The organism is Pseudoalteromonas sp. BMB, assembly GCF_001709235.1.
In the GTDB taxonomy this organism is placed as follows: domain Bacteria; phylum Pseudomonadota; class Gammaproteobacteria; order Enterobacterales; family Alteromonadaceae; genus Pseudoalteromonas; species Pseudoalteromonas maricaloris.
In genome coordinates this window covers 196,286-220,360 of record NZ_MBQA01000001.1, presented here as the reverse complement: position 1 = coordinate 220,360, position 24,075 = coordinate 196,286, and the positions used below count along the sequence as shown (strand labels likewise).

Sequence of the window (24,075 nt, the reverse complement as noted above, 5' to 3'; positions counted from 1 at the left end):
CCATTTCAATGCATGCAGCTTTTAAACTTTGCTCACTTTGCCACTTAATACCAATGGCATCTTGCTGTATACGTTTGATAATCTAGCTTAGACCACTGATATCAACTTTTTATGACCTTAACTTATTCACATTTAATTTTCACTGCCGACAGGGCGATTTTCGGAAAAAACTTCACTTGGTACATCTGGCATATGTGATAAAAATAAAAAGAGCGCAACTTAGGTCACGCTCTTTTGGCAGCGGGGCTGCATCACAATGAAATTTACGCGACAGCTGGCTCTATAGACTCAGCCGAGCTGGACTCCAATGTCAAAAACACCAGCACCATGATATTGGCGATAAACCACAAGTCTTTAATCACAAATTGTCCCAAACCACCAAGCAAACTCATGTCGCTAAACGCACCGGCTGCGGTAAACAAAAAGCTTTGTGTCATAACAAATACCGCAAGACACCCAAGGCTTGCAACGCCAATCAAGACTCGCTGATTAAACCAAATGCCAATGCCGAGCAAGCCTGCCATCAAAACGTCATAGACGCCTATCACGTTTGAGGCTTCTTGCACGGTAAACAACTCATACATCCAAGACATAAACGGTGAAGTTTCCACTAGCGGCACGATTGCCTTTGCTTCGAGTTCGAGAAATTTCATTCCACCGATCCAGACTAAAACCAATGCCACGGGGAAATAGTTCGCCCATACGAGCGTTCGCGTGTTGATATGATGACGGCAGTATAGAAATAGTGCCATGGGTACTAACGCAAAATACTTGATGATCCCTTGCCCAGAACCAATAACGGGAAAGCCGCCATGAGCTGCTATCCAGCGGCTTTCGGCAAACAACGTCAGCAAAGTAAATAAACTAATGATGGCGATTAAGGCAAGCGGCCACGCCGCAGGAATAATCTTACATTGCTGTAAAATGACTAGACCCGCGGCGACCATTAACGCAAAGCCAAATACAATGCCAAGCGTGGCAATAGGCACCCACTCCGTTAACCCGTAAAAGCTAAAGGTACCTAAAATGGTACTTGGCCCAGCGCCAAACAAAAATGAAATGCCAAGCAGTAATAAGCTCACTGCTAACACGCCTGAAATAGAATAATCGATAGTTCTGAACGACATATCTAACCTCTTAATATGCTATTGTCTATAAGACCCGAGGTTTGAGAAAGTTCATTCAGTGTTTGTGAAGTTTATACCCATTGCAAGCTGTGTTGAGTCGTTAGGCCGACAGCCCAGTTCAACGCCAGTGCGCCGCAAAGTCAATGAGTCGCGTTAATATTGGGCTTTGAAATTTATCTTTACGCGTCACCAACCAAAACTGCCTCGGTGCGGTTTTTAAACCAGAAAGCGCCTTAATTCGTTGCTGTGCTATGGCATGTTCAGCGGAGTATTTTGAGATACACGCTACACCGAGCCCTGCCGCAACACCATTTATAATCGCCTCGGTGGAATTTAACTCAAACGCGGTTCGCCACGACGTAAGCTGCGCTGCAATATTCGCTAAGAAAAATTCTCGACTGCCAGAGCCTTGTTCCCGCAACAACCAACGAGATTGACTTTGTATCAGCGTTTGAAAGTCAGTTATCGCACAGTCCATTGCACTCACGATACACATTTCATCTTCAAACCAAGGCATGATGTCTAAATCTTCGCCTATCACTCGGCCTTCAACAAAACCAATATCTAATTCGTAATCACGAAGCATGGCGCACACCCTCGCCGTATTGGTGATAAACAACTGCTGCTGCGTATGCCCTGTTTGCTGCTGAAAAGCCGCTAACATGGGAGGCAACAAATGATTGCCTAAGGTATCGCTGGCACCAATTTTAATTTCGCCATATAGCCTCTCGCTTTCTTTAAATAGGGACTCTAAGAAGCGGCATCTATCTAGCACTTGATGCGCATGCGGTAGTAATAACTCTCCGGCAGGATTTATCATTAATCGATTATTTACACGATCGAATAATGGTTGTTCGAGGTGACGCTCTAACTCCGCTAGTGCCATGCTAACAGCAGCCTTAGTTAAACATAGCTTATCCGCTGCGGCCGTGATCGAACGCTCTTGCACGATTACCGTAAATACATTGAGTTGCTTAAGGGTTATCATTGATGTTAAGAATTACTGAACACTAATTTAAATATATTCAGATATTCTTAATCAAAGCGCAAGCGTATTATCCCTTCACCGAACAATTATTGTGAAATTACGCATGGCTACTCTTCTTTCTTATGGTAAAAAACTCACCGCCAATATCCCCACCCCGATGTCTGGTCTTGCTCTTGGGCTAGCTAGTTTAGGCTGGTGTATCAGTAACCTCTTTCCCGCATTTTTTGTGTTAAAACCTTTAAGTGCACTGCTGGCTGGCTTTATTTTATTGCTGTTAGTGCTTAAGTTTATTCATCAACCAGCTCTATTAAGAGCAGATCTCGCAGATCCAGTAGTTGGGAGTGTATTACCAACCAGTGCGATGACAATCATGGTGATTTCTCATAGCATCTCGGCCTATTCTCATCTTATTGCAACTGTGGTTTGGCTACTCGCCATTGCACTTCACCTGGGGCTACTAGCCAGCTTCGTGTATTTTCGCAGCCGCAATTTTGAGCTTAACCAGCTAGTGCCAAGTTGGTTTATTCCCCCTGTAGGGTTTGTCGTTGCCGATGTCACTTTTAACGGCATGTCAGCGTTGCAACCTTTGGCGATGGGGCTGTGGTACTTGGGAGTGATATTTTACTTACTGCTGCTACCGTTCATGATTTACCGTTTGTGTAGAGGCAGTGCCATACCACAGCAAACCCAGCCCACAATTGCAGTCATGGCAGCGCCTGCGAGTCTATGTTTAGCAGGATATTTAAGTGTCCACCCAATGCCAGCGGCTGGCGTGGTGTTTGCCCTACTGAGCATTGCTATTATTATGACCCTAGCAATATACCTTGCTTTTATTCAGCTTCTACGGCTGCCATTTAGTCCCGCTTTTGCAGCATATACCTTTCCATTAGTCATCGGCGTCACCGCCATTAGTAAGGTCGTCACTTGGCCCGGCACCGAACACTTAAGCTTAGGCTGGTTAAGTGTGTTGCAGTACCTAGTTTGGTTTGAACTTGTTGTTGCGATCGCTGTAATTAGCCACGTTTGTATTCACTATACGCGATTCTTACTAAAAATAAGCACCGCCAATTCAAAGCGTTAAAGCTAATATTGCAATAACCTAAACACACACCATTTACTTAGCATGCTAACTAATCTAGAATACTTAGCATGCTAAGTAAATATATCTTAAGTTATGTCGTCACTTCCATTTCATGAAACGCTCGATCTTAGTCTCTGTGGCAAGTTAGGCCGAGTCCATAGAATTTGCCGTCAAGCCGTAACCCAAGCTGTGGAGCCACTCGGTTTTACCCAGCCACGCTGGACCGCCATGATGCATATTCATCATTTGGGTGAAGGTTGCACACAACACCAATTGGCGTGCAGTTTAGATATCGAAATGCCAAGCTTGACTCGCACGATGAAACAGTTAGAAGAGAATAACGTCATTGAACGCCGCATTGATAAGCAAGACAAACGCTGTCGTAAAATCTACTTCACCGAACACGGGCAAGCCCAGTTAGCGCAGCTAAAGATGCGGATCAGTGAAGTGAAGGCACTTTTATATCATGGGCTTAGCGATGACGAGCTCAATGCTATTGCACATGCTTTGGTCAAACTTGAGAACAATGCTCAGCAATGTTGTGACAATATTTCTGAAAATGGGAGTACCAGTGAGTAAACTTAGTCCAGATCAGCAATTTTCCCGCTACGTAAAGGTTTCAATCGCCCTTTTTGCACTCTGCTTTAGCTATTTTATCTTTGCTGATCTCTATATACCAATGACGCCTCAGGCACGTGTGTATCATCAAGTAACCAAAGTGACGCCTAAAGTCAGTGGTGAAGTGCTTGCAGTAAATGTCAGCAATAACCAAAGAGTTCAGCAAGGGCAACTACTACTTACTATCGATGAAGCGCCGTATCGTTTAGCATTAGCTAAGGCTGAGCTCGCTTTGGCAGAAGTTAATCAACAGAACAAACAATTAGACGCACAGATAGTTGCCCAACAAGCACAAATAGAGGCTGCTGTAGCCAAGTATGATGAGCAACAGCGACTTTATAAACGCAGCCAATCTTTGCTGTCACAACACGCAATTTCAACGCAGGAATCAGATCAAATTCAAGCAAATTTTGCGACGGCTAAGTCACAGCTTAGTGCACTCAGAGCTAATCTACATGCGCTTGAAGTAAAGCGTGGTGCAACCGACGAGCAAAATATTGCACTAATGCAAGCACGAAATGCCGTAGAGCAGGCTAAATTGCAGCTCAGCTATACCGAAGTACGCGCACCCCATGATGGCATCATTAGTAACTTACAGATCACCACGGGAACCTATGCTCGAACGGGTGTGAGTCTAACCAGTTTGGTTTCGGACAATGTTGACTTAGCTGCGGATTTCAGAGAAAAATCGCTTTACCACGTCAAACTCGGCGAACAAGCGTTAGTGAGCTTTGATGCGTTACCGGGCAAAGTATACCCTGCCGTGATCCATGAATTTTCTGCAGGCGTCAGTGATGGACAACTCAATGCCGACGGCCAATTGGCTGCCGTTGAGACCTCCAACCGCTGGGTGCGAGATGCGCAGCGTCAACGCGTTCATTTAGCATTTGATGAGCCATTACCTTTACTAGCAAGTGGTGCAAGAGCGACGGTTCAAGTTCTGCCTGAAAGCACTTTGCTTGCAACCCTTGCACAAGCGCAAATCAAATTCGTCAGTCTACTTCACTACGTTTATTGATATGAAAGTTGCACTAAACGCCAATGACCTAAGACAGATGCTGCGTATTGCAACTGGGAGTACGCTAGGCTTTGCACTAAGCAAACTGCTCAACTGGCCGTACGGTATCTTTTTTACCGTATATCCCATGCTGCTACTTGGGTTAGTACCAATGTTAAACGCACACATAGTGCGCCAGTTTATCTTAAGTGGGTTGCTCTGTGCCTTTTCGGTATTGGTGCTACAAGGGCTATTTGGCTTCCACCCTGCGTTAATGTCCTTACTCACCTTTGCCTTATTTGCCTTTTTGTTTTTGCAAATGAGCAAAGGCGTTAACTTCTTATTTGGTGCAATGAGTGTGGTGGGACTATCAATCCAACTTCATTTTGCCAGTTATGCGTCAACCAGTGGTGGCTTATATTCACTCATAGCCAGTAACTCTCTGGCTATTATCATTAGTATCGCAACCGCATATGTAATGCATTGGTTATTTCCGGATGTTACTGTGCGTCAATTACCGCCACGGCCAGCGAAAGACGCGGCAAGTATTCGCCATGAAGTCTTACTGTGCGCCACCGTAGCCACACTCTCATTTATGGTATTCCAAATCCTAGATTTACAAGATTCCGTTTCCGCCCAAGCGGCATCAATATTAATCCTCTTTCCACTGAGTTGGAAAGCGGCGGGCACAGCGGGCTGGCAACGTGCAGTTGGCACGCTGATAGGTTGTAACTTGGCGTTAGCAGCGCAAATCCTACTGCAAACCTATAGCCAAATTTTACTTTTTCCAATTTTGATTTTATGGATCTTAGTCTTCATTTTTAGTCGCTACCACTTGTTAAGTGGTGGTGCTCCTGGGATTGGCTTTGGTATTATTACCACTTTTGGGATCTTGTTTGGTCAATCTCTCGCGCCAAATCAAGATTTGATCTACAGCGCACTGTATCGCTTCAGTTCAGTGAGCGTTGCAATTACGGTAAGTCTCTGTGCAATCTACCTTATTCATCGCCTACTTAACCACTTTAGTGCAACGCGCCACCATACCTACGCCTGAATAAAAGGAATCCACTTGAAGCTTGGAAAACGCTTACAGACTTTGCATGATGTTGTTACTGAAGACTATCAACATATTTGGGACTGCTGCTGCGATCATGGCCAGCTTGGCGCACAGTTTTTAGATTCGAGCCAAGCGCACATACACTTTGTTGATGTAGTCCCAGCGCTTATCGCGAAAGTGAAACTGGATCTCACACGCTTCTTTCCAGAAGCCGAAACGCGCTATAGCCTTTACACCCAGGACGTTGCGAAGATCCCTCTTGCACAATACTCAGGCAGGCAATTAGTGATCATCGCAGGTGTTGGCGGCGACTTAACCGCAAAACTGATGACAAGTCTTTGCTGCAATTTGCGTGACGAGGTCGATTTCTTGCTTTGCCCAGTTCATCATCATTATACCCTGAGGCAAACCTTGCAATCTTTGCCACTTAAGCTGACCTATGAATCACTGGTTGAAGAAAATCGACGTATTTACGAAGTGCTCTATCTCACTTCAGGTAAGACTGGCGCTGCCATAACCCCGTTGGGCGAAGCGATTTGGCAACAAGGCACGCTGTCCAAACGCTATTTAGAGAAAACGCTGGATCATTATGCACGAGTTGCCAAAGGCAAACCCGAAGCGCAAGCCATTTTATTGGCTTATCAACACCTTACACTATAAAACACAGCGCACTCAGCCAAACTAGCTGAGTGCCATAACTTAATCGCTGATAAAGTCCACTATTACGCTTTTGCTTGTAAGCGTTGGCAAGCTGATAGCTAAAACCGATACAAACAAGTACACAAGCAGTAGAAAACCAAGCAAATAGCGAGTTTAACGGGCTTACAAACCAAACCAATAAAGGTGCAATGAGTAAGCTTAATAGCATTACCATGCCCGCGAAAGAATGAATATTACACGCTCGACTTGGCGAGGTTGTGTATGGATCCCGATCCATAGGAAAGAAACCTGCAACAGCAGTTGCGAGACCATGACAAACAATCAAACCGCCAATAACACCTAACGCCCAGCTCCCTTCGGGTACTAAGATGATATAAACACCGAAACAACAAAATAGCAGGGCTAAGGGGTAATTATTGACTGCAGGAGACAATCGCTCAGTTGGGCTGCCACTGGCGCCTAACTCACTACAAAATTGATTTTTGTGACTATAATTTGGGTAACGCTTGGCAACCCCATACACCCCTACCAGCATCCATATACTTGCTAGTATGCCAAAATAACTCACCAACTCTTGCAACATCACGCCTATCCTTAATGCGCTAAATTTATATCTACACACTTTATACTAATTTAGGAACATACGAAACCAAGCGGCTGCATTCAATTTAGTGAATTTTCCAGCGCTCCAAAATAGCTTGTTGTTGACCACTTTGACTTAATTCCGCTAGTGCGTGCTGCAAGCGGTTCGCAAGCTCATTGGGAAACTCTGCATTCACCGCTAGAGCCAACTCACTTGGGAAATGCTCAAGAAGTAACTTATGCTCAATTGCTTTTGGGTCCAGCTTAAGGGCGTTTAGTTCTTTCTCGAGTGTTAGTGTGTTGGTTAGTACAAAATCAATCCGGCCCTTAAACAATAAATTCCAAAGACTTTGGTAGTTTGACACTAATACCAACTCATAGCCTTCAGAAAAGCCAGCTTGTTTGAGAAAGGTTTCACTATAATAACCGCGTATGGTTCCGGTCCGATAGCGCTTTGCAGCGTCAAGATCGTTTATTGGCGTTGGAGATTGTTTCAGGCCAATGAGTGATGCGGACGTATGGCACATAGTACCCAAAAAGCGGAAATAGACTTCTCGAGTTGGTGTTTTTAACCAAGATAACAGCACCACATTAGGTTTAGTTTCTAATTCGTGTAACACACGTGCCATCGGCATTATTTCAATTTTAGCAGTAACATTTGCTTTATCTGCTACTGCTTGAGCAAGCTCGACCAGGCCACCATCCACTTCTCCTTGGCCGTTAATAAAATGATAGGGAGGCAAATCTTCCGCAACAAAATGCACTGTTTCTTGCGGCGAAGCAATTACTTTGGTTGATGCAAGTAGCGCTATAAGGAATAAAATTTTCCGGATCATTTTATCTCAATAAATTAAATAATAATTCGGTCAGTGTGCCCGTATTTGCATTGCAATTCAATCCGCCGCAATGGCTATATTGCTTCAGAAAGTATTTCATTTGATAATCCAGTACATCGTGTAGTAATGGTTTTACCTCGCCATGGGCACAGTTAGCTACTTATGACCTGCGTTTACCGCTGCCAGACCTTGCCAATCTTCTAAATCTTGTTCTGGCTTTTCAGCACGAAATTGTTGATACAAGGCAATACCTTGCTCATCTTCTAAAATATCGACTTGTACGCCCTTACTTTCAAGTAGCGGCTCATTACCTGAAGCATTCGTGATATCCCCCACCACGACTCGCTGAAAACCACGCATGTAGAGTAATGTTGCGCATACGTCACAAGGACTTAGGCTGGTATACAAAGTGGTTTTACTAAAATCAATCCGTCCCGCATCTCGAATTGCCGAGGTTTCACCATGGTTATATGGGTGACTCTCTTGTACTAACGTATTATGTCCTTTACCTACAATTTGATTGGTCTCGTTATCAACAATAACCGCACCAATTGGGCAACCGCCCTCTTCATAACCCTTTTTTGCCAGCAAAACAGCAATGCGCATAAAGTCTTTATCGCAAAGCTTACGCGTAAAGTTGCTATCGAGTAATACGCCAAGACTCTTGGTTGGCATATGTGCAATAGCATTGAGCGCTTCGCTATTTACTTGGGTTTCTGCGTTGAGTAATACAGTCATTTTTTTATTCCTTGTTGCTTTTATCGGATCCGAGCCTAACGCTATAATTTGGCGCAATTATGAACTACCCAATCACATAACTTATCTAACCAAGGTTTTGCCGCATCTAGCGGCCAACCGCAATTGATCCGCAGATGATCTTGATACAACTCACGACTTGTAAATAAGCTGCCTTGGCGAATCTCAATCCCAAGTTCAGCGAGCCGTAAAGCGAGTGCATCACAGTCAATATTAGGCAGTTTCAGCCATAATGCCATTCCGCCCTGAGGGGAAGATATTTTACAGCCCTTTGGTAAACGCGATTTCAAATAGCTTTGGTAAGCGAAGCAGTGTGCCGCTAAGGTACGATTAAGCGTCCGTAAATGGCGCTGATAATGTCCTGTCTCAATAAAGCGTGATACCGCCATTTGTAAACATTGGTTTGGCATGCCGTGAAATGCCTGCATGAGCGCGGCCACTTGGCTTTGATAACGCCCAGCTTCACACCATCCAACTTGCAAGCCCGGCGCTAACGTCTTAGACACTGAGCTACACCAAATTACATACCCGGCTTTATCCCACGCCTTTATCGGTAAAGGCATTGTGTGATTATGGCTCAGCTCCCCAAAAACATCGTCTTCAATAATCGCCACTTGATACTGCGCAGCAAAATCCGCAAGCCACGCTTTTTGTTGCACAGATAGACTGTGCCCCGTTGGATTTTGATGGTTTGCCGTAAGCAAACACGCAGATACCCTTTGCGTTGTCACTACCTGTTCCAAGGCTTCTAGGTCGAGTCCTTCGGGCGTCGTTGGGATCTCAATCACCTTGAGCTGTAGCGTTGCAAGCAGTTGCAATAAACCTTGATAACAAGGTGACGGCACCACCACACAATCCCCCGCTTTTGTAACAGCCTGCAGTCCCGCCATCACGGCTTGAATACAGCCGCCAGTCACCACGAGATTATCAGGATTCAGCGCCAATCCCTTTTGTTTAAAGTGCTTAGTTAGATTCTCTCTAAGCGACGTCAGCCCCATCGCATTGGGATAATGAAAATGGTGATACTGAGGAGAGTCGAACGCTTGCTTTATAAACTTAGTCAGGCGATTTATGGGCATCAATTCAGGTGCTACTTGCACCGTCGATAACATTGTATTGAGCCCTACGACAGAGGGTCTTAACGCACTTTTAGGAGATTTCACTTCACTCGTAAACGTGGCAAAGTCAATGTCACTATTTTTTGCTTTCGGTTTACAAATATAAAAACCAGACTTCTCTTGAGAAGCTAAGAAGCCATTATCCTGTAATTCCTCATAGGTTCTAATTGCGGTACTCATGCTCACGCCATGCTGCTTGGCAAAGATCCTAAGTGAAGTCATTTTTTCACCGCATTGACGCTCACCAGCATTTATCTCTGCAATCACCTGCTCACTTAATGTAATAAACTTCCTCGCCATCTGTACCCTTAATAACCAAGAATTCTGTATCTGTACTGTATTTTTATCGAAGTTACACTGTAATTCCAGTATTCGATCACAAATAGGATTGACACATGACGATGACACACAACCAATGGCAAGCATTACCCCAATTGCTCACTGAGTTTTCTAAACTTACCGAGGCATTTATACAGTCTAGCAATAGCCGTCCTGTCGCAGGTCGAAATATTGCTCCGCCCGACCTAACACTCACAGAATCAGGGATTGAATTTGAATCACTGATAGAGATTTTTAGTAAACAAGTAGTGCCAAACTTAAGTACCAGCATTGGGCCTAGGTATTGGGGATTTGTCACTGGCGGCGCAACACCTGTTGCCACCTTTGCCGATTGGCTAGTGTCAACCTATGACCAAAATGTCTCAAAGGGCGATGGCTCCATTGCGACCAGTATAGAGCGGCAGGCCATTCACTGGCTAACCGAATTATTCGACCTACCAGCAAGCTTTGATGGTCTTTTTACTACAGGGGCGACAGCAGCAAATTACTTAGGTGCGGTCGTAGCTCGCCAGTTTGCAGGACATCAACAAGGGATCAATGTGGCAGAAGATGGAGCCTTCGGTTTAGAAGTTGAGGTTTTTTGCGCGACGCCCCACGCGAGTATGATTAAGGCGCTTGGTCTTGCAGGCCTTGGTCGCAACCAAATCACGAGAGTCGCAACGCAAGTAGGCAATGAGGCTACTGATATTGCAGCGCTTGAGTCAGCGCTTGCAACAAGTAACGCCAAAGGAAAAATTGTCATCGCCAGTGCCGCCACGGTTACCGGCACTAATTTTGACGATTTAATGCAGATCCGCCGTCTATGCGATAAACACCAAGCTTGGCTGCATGTTGATGCTGCATTTGGCATTTTCGACCGGTTGGTCTCTGGCTCAGAAGGTCGCACTAAGGGGCTAGAGTTAGCCGATAGTATTACCTTGGATGCACACAAGTGGCTCAATGTGCCATACGACTGTGGGATCTTTCTCACTCGTCATTTGCACTATTTGGTTGAAAGCTGCGGCGTTCCAGCTCCATACTTAGTCACATCAAAAGCCGACCCCGACTTTTTTTCGATGGGTGTAGAGAACTCTCGTCGATTTAGGGCACTGCCCGTTTGGATGTCATTACTTGCCTATGGTAAAGACGGGATCCGTCAATGGGTAAGTAAAAATATTGCGCAAACAAAACAACTTGCAGACTGGTTTGCTGATTCTCCAGACTATGAATTAGTCTACTACGGAGAGCTGAACGTGGTGCTTTTCAAGCCAAGCGGCAAAGATGACGCAGCCACAACCGCCCTCCTTCATGCCATCAATGCAGACGGCCGTATATTTGTCAGCCCTGGGAGTTGGCAAGGACAGAAGGTGATCCGTGCTGCGCTCAGTAATTGGCAAACGGAGCAAGTTGATTTAGACATAGCAAAAAGCGCATTAACCGAATTAGCTAAGGCGCTTTAAGATTTTAATATTTGATGTTAGCTAACGCTGTGATTAGGAGTAATACTTTGCGCCAATTTGCGACTGTATTCCTCAAAATCGATATTGCTTTGCTCACCAAGTCCAGCCACCGCATGAGAAATAAACTGCGGTGGTACAAATAGATAAGTACGTTTTTTAAATTTCCAATGACGCACGATGTGCTTGGGCTGATGCTTGTCTTCATCTAACCCAGCCAACGAAAATAAGTCTTGCCAGTCACTCTCGGTATCGCCGGTAGACTGGGCAATACTTTGTGGTTCGATACTAAGCAAAATTGCCGACGTTTGTGGCACGCCCATCAACAGCTCACCAATAAAAAAGATGCTACCACTGCGGCAAAGCTGCTGCTGCGCTTCCGTCATCTCAGATTGCTCTGCCATCTTCGCCCTTTGATATTGCATACCATTAAACATAGACTTGGCAAAAGGCAGCTGCTTTTCAGAAAACTCTCGATTTAAGACATGCTGAAACAGCGCTTTGCCGAGCGCATTACCTACGCCATCGTGACTAAAAGTGCCTTCTTCCACATTGGTTTCAATGAAAAGCCCTGACTCTACCAAAATATTTTTCACAGCTTGGTAGTTAAATATTGAAAACGGCTTCCCCGTCACCGGATTTGTTGTCGACGTCACCGCTTTTGTCATCGCGGCAAAAAACACACTAATATCAACGAATGCACTTTTTAAGTCAGTGTCAAAGTTCTGAATGCTATCCGCCGTGGCACACAACATGATATTACCCGTTTCATTAAACACATAATGTTTAGTAATTGGGGTATATATTGGCTGTGACTGCGGCTTTGACGGTTTATCTTGCTTGCTAAACCAAGTTGAGAACATTATTTACTCCCAACATTAACTGTCCTTTTTAGTCGTTTTACTGGCTGCAGTGGTTTGCGGCGGTGCGGCTATGACACTTCGCATTGATTCAATTAGATTATTAAATTCAGGGTCTGACATCGCTTCATTGAGCGATGCCGCTTGCTTAACAAATGCAGGTGGCACAAATAAGTATACTGATTTGCACAGACTTAACTGCACGTCTGTATGCCCGCCTTGTAAGCAAGGGCCCGCTTGCCAAATGGCTTTTACATCATTGGCATCCGCTGAAATGACAATGGGCGCAATAGAAATTGCACCAAGCAGATATTCGCAAACAAAAATAATCGTCCCGACCTTTTTGTCTTGGCTGTCGGAACTCGCACTAATACTTAGCGAGGCTTGCCCCATACCAGCGATCATATCCATCAATGATTTACCTATGGAGGCTAAATTACCACTGAGCCCTAGTAAAGTTTGGATCAATTGGCTTGATAAGGTGACGCCACTTTGCTTACTTTCAAATTGAATATTGCTATCTGTCACTTTGACAAACAATCCTGAGCTTGACACTAATTTATTGAGTGCATCGTAGTCGTACAGACTTGTCCCAGCTTCTGCCATCGCTTTTGTGAGCGCGGCAAAAAATACGCTGACTTCACCAAACGCATTTTCAGCTTCTTGCGGCAATACACTTCCACCTGCAGTACTATTTAGTGTACTTGCGATAAATAAGTTGCCGGTGGCATTCACTACAAATTGTTTAGTCGCTGGCACTTCATTGCTGTTTGTCGTCGTTAAATTAGCGGCCCTGGTTTGTGCATTGCTCACTACAGTGCCTGGTTGAGATGTTGGCATACTCGTTCCTTAGATCTTGATCTAGCAGATATTCTTCTTATGTCGATTTAGTGTAGTCGCATTTTAAATTACTTAAAATTTACTTTTGTGATTTTTTGCAATCCAAACTATGTCATAACAACAGCACTAAAATAAACTGGTGGGCGTACCCTGATGATGTAACAACTGCCACTTACCATTTTGCTCAACCCATAAAGATGACCGATAAGCATGCTCTGAAAGCGTGCCATCAGTCTCCCTCCATGCAGAGCGATAAGTAAGAAGCAAAGCGTCACTATTCATATAAGCACAGTGAAACTGCTCTGCTACCACCTCCCCATCTGGCCATTCTTCTTCATTCATTAAGCATAGGATCTGGCTCAAGTTATATTGGCTTCCAGAGCATCCAACCTCAATAAATTGAGGGTGAAGGAATTCCCGACACAACGCCATATTATGCCTATTTTCTTTGCGATGAAGCGCACACTCCTTCGCGATGACTTGCTCTATAATTGACATTGAACACATCAGAGCAGGCTAAGGCTGTTTATCAAATACGATGACGCCCTCTGGGATGGTATACCAGTCCTGCTTTTCACTAACCCATGCATGGACCGTCGGTTGAATAAGGCGAGTATCGTCCAAATTACTTGGTTTGAGTTTAATTGAATTCGGCTCTGCTGGATTAAAGTGGTAAATGCGATTGCCGCAAGTCAGGCAAAACTTAGCTCCGCTAACGTTACCGCTGTCAGCTGGGCGCCGCCATTCTCTCATCAGACCCGAAAATTCAATATCGTCTTTATCAACAATGGCAGTAATGCTAAATGCGCTGGTTGACAGTTTTTGGCAAGCCTTACAGTGACAGGCGACCACCATTTTAGGTGCTGCTTTTAACGTGTAGCTTACTTCACCACATTGGCACGAGCCATTAATTGGAAATGTCATAAAATATCCTTGCTTAAGTTCTGTCTAACTTCATTGGAATAAATCTAATACCGTTTTTCTGTGCTTCTTGCCCTGTAGCCTGAAAACCTAGCGCAGTATAAAAAGATGCTGCATTGAGCGATGAGCACAATGAGACTTGAGCTGCGGATGTACTCGCTAGTACAGTATCTAATAGTTGCCGACCAACCCCTTTACCTTGGGCTGACTTAGCAACAAATAAATGGGTGAGATAGTTACCATCTCTTAATAAAGCAAATCCAATCAGTTCACCGTTTAATAACGCCTTGGCACCGACAAAGTTGGCGTTGCGCATCACCTGAGTCACTTCAGGTAATATTTCGTTTAAATAAGTATCTCTTCCAAGCTGCGAAAAATGGGGTAAGACGTCAGCCTCTGAAACTTCACGCATTAACCTTTCGATGGCATTCGCATCCTCGCCCTGAATTGCATTGATGGTAATCTTCACTTATGACCTTTTGATTTATTGCGTGCTTACATTTCTGGCAAATGTTATCCCAAAAAAGAAATGCATTGCAGCTAGGCTAAATATTAACTTACTTAAACTGGCATCGAAAAACCAAATACCAATAGCAAATACGGGATGCATAGCAACCATTACCCACCAGCACACGCGGCCAATTTTGTAGAGTGGGTAGCCATGTTTCTTTTGGAAATTTAATAATCCAAACGCCCAAGGCAGCAAAGTCCAGACGAGTGACATACAAAGCAATAGCGTTACAACAACCTTAATTAATACTTCCCCGAGCATCTATAACCCCTCAAGTGAGGTACGCAAAACCTCTTGAGGTTTAATATTGAGTTCATCACGTCCAAACGCAAAACTATCTCGCCTATAGCGGGGGAAAATATGCAAGTGATAGTGGCTCAATTCGTTAAAGTGCCCGTTGTTTTGCACCAACGTAATCCCATCTGGGGAAAATTTACGCTCAATTCGCACATAAAGGTCACGCGCAACACGGTGGATTTCAGCCAGTATGGACTCTGGGACCTGAAGGAGCGTTTCATAAGGGGATTTGGGGCAAATTAAGATATGGCCAAAATTTATGGGGTCATGATCGGCAAACGCAATCACCTGCTCTGATTCATATACGATAACTGCTTCTATATTCCGAGCAACTATCTGTTCTACAACTGTCATCAGCTACCTCTCCTTAACCTGATTACATAGAGTAATGTACCTGAGCAACCCTCTTCCTGCCAGTGATATATTCTATTTTCCCCTTCTTAAGTGAATAATTTTCAAGCCTAAATTCACTCACAACCCATTTAAACCAGTTACATTATTCAATGAATAACCCTACAAGGAATACAACATGTTAAAAACGTTAGTTACGGTGGCTTTATTAGCTTCTGGAAGCATAGCCAGTGCCGCAAATCACGCAGCGACCCATCATGCGATTCATTATGAAGGACGCGTCAGTAAAAACTATGCCGATGGCAGTGTGAGTTTTAATTGGCCGGGTAGCCAGCTGCATACTAAGTTCACTGGCAGTGCCTTTCATATCGAGTTGATGGGCTACGGCGATCAATTCGATGTACTGATCGATGGCAAATTCACAAAAAAGCTAGAGACCAACGCCAATGGAGTCGCTGAGACCTTCACACTATTTGAGAGCGCAAAGGCAGAAACCGTCACAATTGAACTCGTTAAACGCTGGGAGCACTACGAACACAATACCCAGATCCTAAGTGTTGATGTGGATGGAAAATTAGACTCAACCCGGCAGCCACAGCCCCATATCTTATTTATTGGCGATTCAATTAGCGCAGGCTTTGGCAGTGAGTCCACCCAAAGACAGTGTGAATGGAGTGAAATTCTTGATTTAAGTAACGCGCGTAAAGCATTTCCATATATGAGCGCACAACAGTTGGGTGCCAGTTTTACCCAAGTTTCATACTCAGGTTTAGGCTTAATTCGAAATTGGGGTGGCAATCAGCCACATCATACGCTGCGTAGTTACTATGACAAAATGTCAGCAGTATTTACCGACAACACTGACTTTGAAGATAAGTTTCCACAGCTTATCGTCATTGAAGTAGGCACCAATGACTTTAGTACCGATCCAACCCCTGCCGAGCCTTGGCAAACTATTGATGAAGTCAAAACGCAGTGGGTAGAAACAATGGTCGTTTTCACCAAACAGCTGCGTGCAAGATATCCTGCAGTCCCCATTATTTATATGCCTCGTCCGGCATATCCATATAACTTTATTATTCCAGCAACTCAAGATGCGATTGCAAAGCTTAATCAGCAAGATATCAGTAAACTATACAGTCATACATTCGACTCACCATTAGAAGGCTGTGTGTGGCATCCAACCGCTTCTGAACATCAAGACATTGCTGAGAAACTCGTTACCTTTATTAAGCAGCAAACACTTCTCTAAGTAAATGCTCGGCGTTATTCAGTGAGATTAAGCTCGATGTACTGAATAACACGCAAACCATTTACAAACTTTCACATTGTTTTTTATACAAAAATTCACAACAAAAAATCAACTCACCCGCTTTAAAAACAAATTAATGAGAACGATTTTTATTTGTAAAAATCATACTCATTAAGATTTATACTTTTTCAACACGTAAAGCAGGTACTTTGAACGACCTACATTAATTTCACTTTTCACAACAAAAATCACCAAGGATAACCTTTTGGCAATAACTCCCCTCTTTTCAAGCGCACAAAAACATGATTAAGATCGTTACGTTATAACATTTTTAAAATAATCATTTGTATCGAATAAATGATGGTTCTTTTCACATTCGTTTTTGCAGTTGGAATAACAAAATGACAAGGTCACTCCTGACAGTTAGCGTGCTTAGTAGCTTATATTCTTCACTTAGTGTTGCCGAACAATCCATTGAAACAATTGATGTGCATGGCACTCGCGCGCCTCTTTACAGCACGAGAGACGTGAACGCTTCGGCATTGGGGATGAAAGATCCGCAACTTCTTCCGATTTCCATTCAATCATTTTCTGAAGAACTGATCAGCAATCAAAGAGTAAAAACGCTAGGCGAAGTGCTTGCCAACGATGCTTCTGTTCAAAATACCTCAATTGGTACGGTTTTCGACTTTGTTAGTCTGCGTGGCTTTCAATTAGATTGGACCAACGGTCTAAGACGCGACGGTTTAGCGCTTGCCCCCTACCAAGATGTACCGCTAGAGAATATTCAGCGCATTGATATCGTTAAAGGCCCGTCAAGTCTCGTATCAGGCTTTAACAACCCCGGCGGTACAATCAACTATGTGACTAAGCGCCCAACCATGGACGCCTTTTTGGATGTCACAACAGAAGTACGTAGCCGTGGAGGAAAGTATTTACACATCGACCTCGGTGGACCAATTTCCGACGAGCAAACGCTCGGCTATCGTATTAATGCCGCAGCAGAGAAAAACGGTGACTTTACCGGTGGTGATGACTTAGAGCGCTATTTCTTTAGTGCAGCACTGGATTGGCAAGTCTCAGACCGCCTATTTATCCGATTAGACGGCGATTACCAAGACAAAAGCACTGTATCACAGCCTTTGATAGGACTGGCCAGCGATCCCAATGACCCTGACCGTAAAATCTTACCGCCCTATGTCGACACCAGTGATGTATTGCTCGGACAGCCTTGGGCAAAGTATCAAACCGAGTCATATAACCTTGCCGCACGTGCTGATTTTTGGTTGAACGACACCTGGCAATGGGTAAACCAAGCTGCGCTTTCTGGTAATGATAGATTTACCGTTTTTCCTGATATCTACTCGGTTGATACACAAGGCAATGTGCTGTCTGCCGCTATCCACATTACCCCAGACGAAACGTATGACACACTCTCCGCACATAGTTTTGTCAGCGGTCAACTTACCACCGCTGCAATTGAACATGAGCTAGTCGTCGGCGTTAGCATTCGTGATTATGAGTCAAAGGATGGTCGTTGGTTTGAGTTAACCAACCCCGTTGGCAATATTTTCAATCCAATTCACAGCAGTAAACCGCAGTTCCCTGATTATCCAGAACCAACCAAAACTGAAGCCTCTGAAAGCGCGTTATTTATCACAGATACCTTGCACTTTAACGATATATTTTATGCCACCTTAGGGCTGCGTCATATTCAATACAAAAAAGAGCAAACTCTACCTGGCCAAACTAAAACCACGCTAGACGACCGAACTTTTAATACCCCCATCATAGGTCTTAACTACAACCCAAGCGATCAGCTCGCGTTTTATGCCAGTTACTCAGAAGGTGCGGGGGAAGGCGGCGTTGCAGTCATCGGCAGCGGTGCAATAAACGAGGGCGAATCACTCGGCCCACAAGAAAGCGAACAAATTGAAGCTGGCATAAAATACCAAACGGACACCATGAACTACTCGATAGCCGTCTTCGAAATAGAAAAGATGTTGGAGTACCACAATCACATTACTAACTATTTCGTGCAAGACGGTGTCCAGTCACATAAAGGTATTGAGCTCAATGCTAGTGGTTCATTGGCTCACGGCCTTGCAACCGTAGCATCTATCACCTTGATGGACCCCAGCTTAGATAAGCTTGACGGCGAGCCCGCACTTAATGGCAACACGCCAGCCAATGTGCCTGAATTTCAAGCCAATCTCTATGTCGACTATCAGCTGCCATTTTGGGAGGCGTTAAGCATCAATGCGGGTATTTTCCATGTTGGTGAGCGCGAACAAAACGTCAATAACACGCTAAAGCTACCAGCCTACACGCGCTTCGACTTGGGCGCTAAATACCACTTTACTGACATTAACACCACGCTACGACTCAGGGCCGAAAACCTGTTCGACAAAGAATATTGGCTATCTGGCGGTGCCAAAGGCATAGATTGGGGAGTCGCTCCCGGTCGTGGCCGCACCTTTATCGCCTCATTAAGCGTGAGCTTTTAAGGATAATTTATGACTACACCTGTTATTCAAATCAATAACCTGCAAAAGCGCTTTGGTGAATACCAAGCGTTACAGGGATTAAACTTGAGCGTACATCAAGGTGAAATTCTAGCGCTGCTAGGCCCAAATGGTGCAGGTAAAACCACCACGATTAATTGCTTACTGGGCTTTTTACAACCGGATGCCGGAGAAATCACCATCGCTGGAATTAATCCACAGCATGACGTAGTAACGGCAAGGCAGCAACTGGCTTATATTCCTGAACAAGTCGCGCTCTATCCGCGACTTAGCGGACTTGAGAATCTCGCGTATTTCAGCAAAATGGCCAGCATAGAAATGACCGACGAGGCCTTTCGCACACTGCTCAGTGAAGTAAAACTGCCAAGTCACGCTGTAGACAAACCCGTTGCAACCTATTCAAAAGGGATGCGACAAAAAGTGGGCATAGCCATTGCCCTTGCAAAGCAAGCCAAGGCATTGATCTTAGATGAGCCCACATCAGGTCTTGATCCTTCAGCCAGCCATGAATTTAGCCAGCTCATTCAGTCATTAGCAAAGCAAGGCGTCGCGATTTTAATGGCGACCCACGACTTATACCGTGCTCAAGAAGATGCCCATCGCGTGGCAATTATCAATCAAGGGCAATTAGTCGATACCTTAGTCTATGAACAACTGCAAGAAGTCCAACTTGAATCCGTTTACCTCAAACATATCAAGGTGGGTGTCTGATGTTTCAAACGACATTAAAAAAGGAATGGCTCGATACCAAGCGGCAGGGACAAGCGCTTTGGCTTGGAGGCATTGCAGTATTGCTGCTCTTGCTTGCCTGCTTGACCGGCTTTAAAAGCCACCAAAGCTATCAGCAAGCCGTTACTGAGGTGTCTCAATCAGAGCAATTACGCTGGTTAAATCAAGGTGAAAAAGGTCCCCATTCCGCCGCCCACTACGGTATTTACGTGGTCAAACCCACTACCCCACTGGCCGCACTCGACGCGGGATTACAAGCATATCAAGGGAATGTGTTGAGGCTTGAGGCCCATATTCGTAACGATAGCATGTTTCGAAGTGCGCAAGATAACTTACCGATGTCACGTTTTGGCAGCTTATCGCCCGCCTTTGTACTGCAAGTGTTACTGCCGCTATTGATTATATTAATTGGCTACCCACTACTTGCCCGAGAGCGTGAGCAAGGCACCCTAAAACAACTACTCGCATCGGGCACAAGCCCTGCAAAGCTGTTTATCGCCAAATGTGCGCTGCTTTTTGCTATTTCTTGCTTATTTTTGTTGCCTGTTGCGCTTTTTTTACTTTATAGCCAAGTAACGAGCACGGAGCCTCATACACTCAGAAGTGGGTTATTTTTACTATTTTATTTGGTTTACCTATTGCTCTGGTCGTTACTCACCACCACGCTTTCAAGTTTACTCCCAACAGCAAGGCGCGCATTGGTAGCGCTATTAACAATTTGGGCCTTTACAACGCTTTTACTACCAAAACTGGCGATGAATATCGCGACCACCATTCATCCGCAAGGTTCAGGTCAAACGTTTCAAGCAAAGCTTGAAAGTGAGGTTTATACCGAAGCACGAGTTGAAGCAATCGCAAAGTTCAAACAGCAAACATTGACTCAATATGGTGTCAGCAATGTAGAAGACTTACCTTTTGATTATGCCGGAGCACAACTCCAATTTGGTGAACAATACGCAGATAAAATTTTTGACCGCTTATTTTCAGCGCGTTTAGCTCAACTAGAAGCGCAATCACAAAGTTATCAACTTGCAGGGATGTTAACGCCGTTTATCGCGATACAAACGCTGTCGATGGCCACTGCCGCCAGTGACTTTGCCCACCAACAAGCATTTGAGAATGCGGCAGAGCAGCACCGCCGTATGATGCAAGAAGTGCTTAACTTTAATCAAAGAGATCACGGTCACAAGGCGGGCGGCCATTACACTGCGGGCGAGAAATTATGGCAACAGATCCCAAAGTTCGCATTCCAATACCCCAATTTTATTCGTTACCTGCCTCACTACGTTATCAGCCTGTTTAGCCTGAGCTTTTGGCTAATCGCTCTGGTGTTATTGAGTTTCTTCGCGATTAAAAAGCTGCGTTTGGAGGAGCAAAGATGAAACGTTTAATGTTAGCTACTGAGTTTAAAAACCTCTGGCGAGAAAAGCTCGTACTCGCGCTGTTCTTGACCACCAGCGTGCTTGCACTAGTGGCATTTTTTAACGCCCATTACTTTGCTAAAAAACAGCATGACGTGGTACTTGCCGCACAGCAAATGCAGCAACAGGCCATCCAAGATGCCAAAGCTGAATTGCCCGAAAGGCTCGCCAGTACAGCAGACTATAAGTGGTGGGAAGACCCATACGACCTGCGCGGGCAGGCTTTTTACTTGATGCAAAATTACGCCACTAAAGCCCCGCTTGCAACGTCACCAATCGCAACAGGGCAAGCCGACGTATTACCTTACTATTTTAAGATGCTAATCAAAGAAAAACAGCACATCGTTCATCAATATGACTATGTTCACCCACTATCTCTGCTGTTAGGCCAGTTCGATTTAAGTTTTGTGATTGTCTACTTACTGCCATTGCTCATTATAGGCATTTGCTTTAATGCGTTAGCGAGTGAACGCCAAGGTGGACAGCTAAGACTACTGATCCTTCAAGGAGGCAGTGCAACCCGCCTTCTGACCTATCAATTATTGCTGCGAAGCGCGTTAATTGTGCTGCCATTTTTAAGTATTAGTAGCCTGCTTTTAATAACAATACGAGAGCAGCTAGGGGTGATTGAACTGCTGAGTTATAACCTTATCGCACTATGTTATTCTGGCTTTTGGATTGCCTTAACCGCTTGGGTAAATAGCAGAGCTAAAAGTGCGGCAAATAACGCAGCTACCTTGGTCACCTGTTGGCTTGCCTTGGTGATTGTGGTTCCAGCCTTGGTCAATACCAGCATCGCTTTACTCGACCCAATGCCTTCACGAATTCACTATATAGATAGCCTCCGAGCCGCCAGTGACGATGCCCAAAAAGCGAGTGAAAAGACCTTAGCTCAGTATTTTCAAGATCATCCAGAGCTTGCAAAAAATGGCAGTGGTGCCAGCGATTACGCCACCAAAAAAATTGCTACGATTAATTCTGTCGAACGCGCAATGGCAGCCCAAGATGTACGATTTTTTACGGCGCAACAAGCACAGCAACATAATGCGCAAACGCTACAATATCTCTCCCCCGCACTCATCGCACAAACACTGTTGGTTGATTTAGCAGGCAATGGATTAGCACGTCATCACGCCTTTATGGAAGAAGTTGAAGCTCATCATCAAGCACTACAAGGTTTCTTTGCCAACGAAATTGCCAAAGCCAATCAAAGAGGCGATTTTGCACCTTGTGAGGGTTGTAGCGCAAAGCCAACGCTCACGGATCTTGCGAATATTCCTCAATTTAGCAATGACTTTGCCACACCTGTGAATAACTACACGCCATTAATCTGGTTGCTGCTACTAGCCGTTGGCCTGCTCCTTATAGCAAAACGTCATGTCAACAAGTTAGACAATGCAAATAACAAAGAGGTGTTAGTCGTATGAGTGACGCCTTCACTGCAAAATTGCATCCGCAAACACAAAGCCTGCTCGCGGAGCACCAAGCCAAGTTATTTGAATGGGCAGCGGCATTGGGAGCACCGCTACATTTAGTGTTTCCTCAGCGTTTTGCGGAAAATATCGAAACCCTGCAAGCCTACTTTATAACGCTCGGGCTTGAGCATGAGATTTATTTTGCCAAAAAAGCCAACAAAGCCCAATGCTTTACTCAAGTCGCGTCTAATCACGATATAGGGATAGACGTGGCTAGTGTACAAGAGTTTGAACTTGCCCTAAGCGGTGGTATTCAAGGTGTAAAAATTGGTGTATCTGGTCCGCATAAATCAGATGCCTTGCTTAGCTTAGCGTTTGTACATCAAGCGCTTATCGCCATTGACTCAAGTGCAGAGTTAAGCTCGGTCATTACACTGGCCCGCCAGCGAAAGCGCCCTGCACGGGTGCTACTGCGTTTACAAACACAACCAACTACAGCCTCACGCTTTGGCAGTTCACTGTGCCAGCTTACGCCATTATTAGCTCAGTGCCGAGAATGCAAGGAGTGGGTAAGCTTAGAAGGATTTAGCTGCCACTTAAGCGGATACTGCCCACAAGCACGTGGCCAGAGCATCCATACTTTAATCGATGCGATAGACGAAGCTAGGCAAATAGGACTGTCGCCATCAAAAGTGAATATTGGCGGTGGCTTGCCCGTCTCCTACTTACAAAATGAGCAGTGGCAACAAGCCTTGGACTTTGAATGCTTTTTTGCAGGTAAAACCTTTGCAGGGTTTTATCCCTACCATAATGAGCAAAGCCCTGCGGACACCTTACACGCTATTTTGGCAGTGAAGAACGCGCATGGACAAACCGCATTAGCGGCATTACGCCAAAAGGGCCTAACACTGATGCTCGAGCCTGGGCGCGCACTGCTTGATGAGGCTGGTATTAGCTTGTTTAAAGTACAAGGGACAAAGCCATACCTAGGCACATCTGACTGCCATATCGCTACACTTTCGGGCTCAAGCTTATCGCTGTCAGAACAGTGGTTTGAAAGTGAATACTTGCCGAGCCCGCTGTTACTCACTGCACATTCAAACCGCAAATCAGGAACGTATCGCGTGGCCTTTGGCGGAGCAACCTGCCTAGATAGCGACATGCTAAGCTGGCGGTTTATTCCCTTGTCGCAACTACCACAACGCGATGACCTCATGATTTACCTCAACACCGCAGGATATCAAATGGATTCAAATGAATCCGAATTTCACTCTATGCCATTGCCACGAAAAATCGTCGTAACGTGGGAGAACAATACACTTTCTTGGCAGCTACTTAGCTAAAAGTTACCCAACAAC

25 protein-coding genes are annotated in these 24,075 nt (G+C 44.9%); 12 read left to right on the top strand and 13 right to left on the bottom strand.

The window, feature by feature from the left end; translation table 11 throughout:
• Positions 1–263: 263 nt before the first annotated feature.
• Together BB427_RS01015 and BB427_RS01010 are read right to left on the bottom strand one after the other, a co-directional pair.
• Complete coding sequence (locus BB427_RS01015; RefSeq protein WP_069018679.1) at positions 264–1,127, bottom strand: DUF417 family protein; 864 nt, start codon at positions 1,125–1,127, stop codon at positions 264–266.
• Between the two features lie 118 nt (positions 1,128–1,245).
• Entirely contained in the window at positions 1,246–2,115 is an 870-nt protein-coding gene (locus BB427_RS01010) for a LysR family transcriptional regulator (RefSeq protein ID WP_069018678.1), read from the bottom strand.
• Positions 2,116–2,218: 103 nt separating this feature from the next.
• Between BB427_RS01010 and BB427_RS01005 the strand changes: the two genes are divergently transcribed.
• The 5 genes from BB427_RS01005 (at position 2,219) to BB427_RS00985 (ending at position 6,528) form a co-directional block, all read left to right on the top strand.
• Positions 2,219–3,196 (top strand): TDT family transporter, encoded by a 978-nt coding sequence (locus BB427_RS01005; RefSeq protein WP_175401217.1) that lies wholly within the window; start codon positions 2,219–2,221, stop codon positions 3,194–3,196.
• A 93-nt stretch (positions 3,197–3,289) separates the two neighbouring features.
• Positions 3,290–3,775, top strand: a complete 486-nt coding sequence (locus BB427_RS01000) for a MarR family transcriptional regulator (protein ID WP_039497284.1) — start codon at positions 3,290–3,292, stop codon at positions 3,773–3,775.
• Positions 3,768–4,832: an HlyD family secretion protein gene (locus BB427_RS00995; RefSeq protein ID WP_069018677.1), complete on the top strand. Its 1,065-nt coding sequence runs from the start codon at positions 3,768–3,770 to the stop codon at positions 4,830–4,832. Before BB427_RS01000 ends, BB427_RS00995 begins: the two co-directional genes overlap by 8 nt.
• A gap of 1 nt (position 4,833) precedes the next feature.
• Positions 4,834–5,865 (top strand): DUF2955 domain-containing protein, encoded by a 1,032-nt coding sequence (locus tag BB427_RS00990; RefSeq protein ID WP_045989779.1) that lies wholly within the window; start codon positions 4,834–4,836, stop codon positions 5,863–5,865.
• Positions 5,866–5,880: 15 nt separating this feature from the next.
• Positions 5,881–6,528 (top strand): tRNA (adenine(22)-N(1))-methyltransferase TrmK, encoded by a 648-nt coding sequence (locus BB427_RS00985; protein WP_069018676.1) that lies wholly within the window; start codon positions 5,881–5,883, stop codon positions 6,526–6,528.
• Here BB427_RS00985 and BB427_RS00980 read toward each other — a convergent pair.
• The 4 genes from BB427_RS00980 to BB427_RS00965 all read right to left on the bottom strand — a co-directional run bounded on the left by BB427_RS00980 (position 6,518) and on the right by BB427_RS00965 (position 10,120).
• Entirely contained in the window at positions 6,518–7,111 is a 594-nt protein-coding gene (locus BB427_RS00980; RefSeq protein WP_069018675.1) for a DUF998 domain-containing protein, read from the bottom strand. The two genes, BB427_RS00985 and BB427_RS00980, sit on opposite strands and share 11 nt — an antisense overlap.
• 85 nt (positions 7,112–7,196) lie before the next feature.
• Positions 7,197–7,946 (bottom strand): substrate-binding periplasmic protein, encoded by a 750-nt coding sequence (locus BB427_RS00975; protein WP_254663553.1) that lies wholly within the window; start codon positions 7,944–7,946, stop codon positions 7,197–7,199.
• A gap of 156 nt (positions 7,947–8,102) precedes the next feature.
• On the bottom strand, positions 8,103–8,684 hold the full coding sequence (locus BB427_RS00970; RefSeq protein WP_069018674.1) for a nucleoside deaminase: 582 nt from the start codon (positions 8,682–8,684) through the stop codon (positions 8,103–8,105).
• Between the two features lie 41 nt (positions 8,685–8,725).
• Entirely contained in the window at positions 8,726–10,120 is a 1,395-nt protein-coding gene (locus BB427_RS00965; protein WP_069018673.1) for an aminotransferase-like domain-containing protein, read from the bottom strand.
• A gap of 95 nt (positions 10,121–10,215) precedes the next feature.
• Here BB427_RS00965 and BB427_RS00960 point away from each other — a divergent pair, with 95 nt between their 5' ends.
• Positions 10,216–11,598, top strand: coding sequence for a pyridoxal phosphate-dependent decarboxylase family protein (locus tag BB427_RS00960; protein ID WP_069018672.1), 1,383 nt, complete (start codon positions 10,216–10,218; stop codon positions 11,596–11,598).
• A 17-nt stretch (positions 11,599–11,615) separates the two neighbouring features.
• Here the strand turns inward: BB427_RS00960 and BB427_RS00955 are convergent, their stop codons facing one another.
• The 7 genes from BB427_RS00955 to BB427_RS00925 all read right to left on the bottom strand — a co-directional run bounded on the left by BB427_RS00955 (position 11,616) and on the right by BB427_RS00925 (position 15,378).
• Complete coding sequence (locus BB427_RS00955; RefSeq protein ID WP_045989785.1) at positions 11,616–12,458, bottom strand: hypothetical protein; 843 nt, start codon at positions 12,456–12,458, stop codon at positions 11,616–11,618.
• A 15-nt stretch (positions 12,459–12,473) separates the two neighbouring features.
• Positions 12,474–13,295, bottom strand: coding sequence for a hypothetical protein (locus BB427_RS00950; RefSeq protein WP_069018671.1), 822 nt, complete (start codon positions 13,293–13,295; stop codon positions 12,474–12,476).
• A gap of 126 nt (positions 13,296–13,421) precedes the next feature.
• Complete coding sequence (locus tag BB427_RS00945) at positions 13,422–13,793, bottom strand: nuclear transport factor 2 family protein (protein ID WP_245008168.1); 372 nt, start codon at positions 13,791–13,793, stop codon at positions 13,422–13,424.
• Positions 13,794–13,811: 18 nt separating this feature from the next.
• A complete protein-coding gene (locus BB427_RS00940; RefSeq protein ID WP_069018669.1) occupies positions 13,812–14,219 on the bottom strand; it encodes a GFA family protein in 408 nt (135 codons plus the stop codon).
• 13 nt (positions 14,220–14,232) lie between these two features.
• Positions 14,233–14,685, bottom strand: coding sequence for a GNAT family N-acetyltransferase (locus tag BB427_RS00935; RefSeq protein ID WP_083229817.1), 453 nt, complete (start codon positions 14,683–14,685; stop codon positions 14,233–14,235).
• A 15-nt stretch (positions 14,686–14,700) separates the two neighbouring features.
• Positions 14,701–14,988, bottom strand: coding sequence for a hypothetical protein (locus BB427_RS00930; RefSeq protein WP_069018668.1), 288 nt, complete (start codon positions 14,986–14,988; stop codon positions 14,701–14,703).
• The gene (locus tag BB427_RS00925) at positions 14,989–15,378 is read right to left on the bottom strand and encodes an HIT family protein (RefSeq protein WP_069018667.1); all 390 of its coding nucleotides are present in this window, start codon (positions 15,376–15,378) and stop codon (positions 14,989–14,991) included. It abuts the gene before it with no gap.
• Between the two features lie 175 nt (positions 15,379–15,553).
• On the opposite strand from BB427_RS00925, the gene BB427_RS00920 reads away from it, so the two are divergent.
• The 6 genes from BB427_RS00920 to BB427_RS00895 all read left to right on the top strand — a co-directional run bounded on the left by BB427_RS00920 (position 15,554) and on the right by BB427_RS00895 (position 24,060).
• Positions 15,554–16,627 carry an SGNH/GDSL hydrolase family protein gene (locus BB427_RS00920; RefSeq protein ID WP_069018666.1) on the top strand — a complete coding sequence of 358 codons (1,074 nt, stop codon included), beginning with the start codon at positions 15,554–15,556 and terminating at the stop codon, positions 16,625–16,627.
• 401 nt (positions 16,628–17,028) lie between these two features.
• Positions 17,029–19,134 (top strand): TonB-dependent siderophore receptor, encoded by a 2,106-nt coding sequence (locus BB427_RS00915; RefSeq protein ID WP_069018665.1) that lies wholly within the window; start codon positions 17,029–17,031, stop codon positions 19,132–19,134.
• Between the two features lie 9 nt (positions 19,135–19,143).
• Positions 19,144–19,863, top strand: a complete 720-nt coding sequence (locus BB427_RS00910) for an ABC transporter ATP-binding protein (protein WP_069018664.1) — start codon at positions 19,144–19,146, stop codon at positions 19,861–19,863.
• Positions 19,863–21,263: a DUF3526 domain-containing protein gene (locus BB427_RS00905; RefSeq protein WP_069018663.1), complete on the top strand. Its 1,401-nt coding sequence runs from the start codon at positions 19,863–19,865 to the stop codon at positions 21,261–21,263. Before BB427_RS00910 ends, BB427_RS00905 begins: the two co-directional genes overlap by 1 nt.
• A complete protein-coding gene (locus tag BB427_RS00900) occupies positions 21,260–22,729 on the top strand; it encodes a DUF3526 domain-containing protein (RefSeq protein ID WP_069018662.1) in 1,470 nt (489 codons plus the stop codon). Before BB427_RS00905 ends, BB427_RS00900 begins: the two co-directional genes overlap by 4 nt.
• Complete coding sequence (locus BB427_RS00895; RefSeq protein ID WP_069018661.1) at positions 22,726–24,060, top strand: alanine racemase; 1,335 nt, start codon at positions 22,726–22,728, stop codon at positions 24,058–24,060. Before BB427_RS00900 ends, BB427_RS00895 begins: the two co-directional genes overlap by 4 nt.
• Positions 24,061–24,075 lie beyond the last annotated feature (15 nt).